We start from the raw sequence: 1,718 nt of genomic DNA, 5'->3' as shown, positions 1-1,718 counted from the left end.
GAATTGAAATAGTTTGTCACTTTACTCTAAAAAAATGCCGGCCTCCATAGAAGCCGACATCAATTAATCTGCTGCAGCAGTCCTTCTTTCTTTTTTCGCCATGGAAAGAGCTGCCGTGCCAAAAGCAATAATAATAAAAATACTTCCGGCAGCTGCATTATATTCAACGGAGGTTGTCTCAATCATGATTCCGCCGATCATGCTGCCAAATGCCATTCCCATGTGGACTGCGGAATTGTTCAATGTCTGCTGGATATCCGAAGTTTCCGGAGTTACTTCAATTAAGTAGCTGTGTATGGCCGGTGTGACCGCCCAGCTGAGCATACTCCAAATGACAACTGTAAAAAGGAAAACCGGCAGGGAAACAGCGGCAAAAGGCAATGCGAAAAGGGTAAGTCCAAACATGGCAACAAGTGTTAAGATGACCGATTTTGCACCAAAACGGTCAGCCAGATGACCGCCAAGGCCGCCTCCGATTACCGCCGCAATCCCGAAAATCAGATACACGATACTGACCCAGTTTCCGTCAAGCCCCATATTCATTTTCAGAAAAGGTGTCAGGTATCCGTAAAAAGCTAAATGACCGGTCATTAATAAAAAGGATGTTATCTGGATAAGTGCTATTTTCCTGCTTTTCAGCGTTCTAAGCTGTACGCCAATCGGCACAGCGGGCTTTGGAGCAACCTTTCCCAGAAAGAAGTACACCCCCGCCATAGATAAGAGTGTAAGTGCTGAAATCAGCATAAATGGAGCACGCCAGCCAAAAGCATTTCCAAGCATTAATCCTATCGGAACCCCAAGAACAAGGGAAGCACTGATTCCCATAAACACGATGCCGATCGCACGTGCACGATATTCTTCTGAAACGATGTAGGACGCCATAGTCATGCATAAGGCAATAAGAAGTGAGCCGCTTCCTGCCGCCAGAATTCGGCCGACTAATAAAACACTATAAAGCGGACTGAATACAGCCACAATGTTCCCGGCCAAAAATACAGCCAATGATATCATCATTAAACGGCTGCGTTCCATTTTAACCGTCATCGTGAGCAGAACAGGCGCTGCTATGGCAAAGGCGAGCGAAAATACGGTAATCAACAAACCTGCCTGCCCCAGGCTGACACCCAAATCTGAAGCGACAAGATCCAGCAGCCCTCCTATAATCAATTCCACCATCCCAACAACAAATGATATGATTGCCAATAAATAGATGCGTTTATCCAAGCTGAACTTCCTCTCTAGTATCCTAGCGATTATCTTAATTTCAATAAAATAACATCTTAACATACTTGACTGTGCAAGCTCAAAGGATAGAATAATCTAAATATAATAAATGCCTATTTGTAAATAAAAATAATTTTTTGTGGAAAAATAAAAATATCACCCTAAGACAACTTCCAGAATTTACATGTTTGAATATAACAGTAAAATAGGAATGTAATTAACAAATACTGTAAAGGAGTTGATTCATTTGTTGGACAATCAAGCAAAGAAAGGGCTTAATTTATCCCCGCAGACACCACCTGTGATTGAAGAAATACAGCCTGCCGCTACAACTCCTATTCACACAAATGCCATCAAAAGCATGGAACCTGAATTCAATCTGACTGGAACCGTTTTAAATGACTATAGCTAAGTGATAATCCCTGCGGGTCTCCAGCAGGGTTTTTTTATCGCAGTCTAACGGGCAGTAAGACCCCCACTTCAAGATTCAGAGG

Annotated in this window: 2 protein-coding genes; one reads left to right on the top strand and one right to left on the bottom strand. The window is 42.8% G+C overall.

Annotation, left to right across the window (positions count from 1 at the left end; translation table 11 throughout):
* Positions 1–63: 63 nt before the first annotated feature.
* Positions 64–1,224 carry an MFS transporter gene (locus tag BFI01S_RS21770; protein ID WP_061794430.1) on the bottom strand — a complete coding sequence of 387 codons (1,161 nt, stop codon included), beginning with the start codon at positions 1,222–1,224 and terminating at the stop codon, positions 64–66.
* Positions 1,225–1,471: 247 nt separating this feature from the next.
* Here BFI01S_RS21770 and BFI01S_RS23620 point away from each other — a divergent pair, with 247 nt between their 5' ends.
* The gene (locus tag BFI01S_RS23620; protein WP_169799804.1) at positions 1,472–1,636 is read left to right on the top strand and encodes a hypothetical protein; all 165 of its coding nucleotides are present in this window, start codon (positions 1,472–1,474) and stop codon (positions 1,634–1,636) included.
* Positions 1,637–1,718 lie beyond the last annotated feature (82 nt).

It is taken from the genome of Cytobacillus firmus NBRC 15306, from assembly GCF_001591465.1.
GTDB classification, from domain to species: Bacteria; Bacillota; Bacilli; order Bacillales; family Cytobacillaceae; genus Cytobacillus; species Cytobacillus firmus.
Note: the sequence above shows the minus strand (reverse complement) of the source record. Positions and strands in the feature narration are given on the sequence as shown.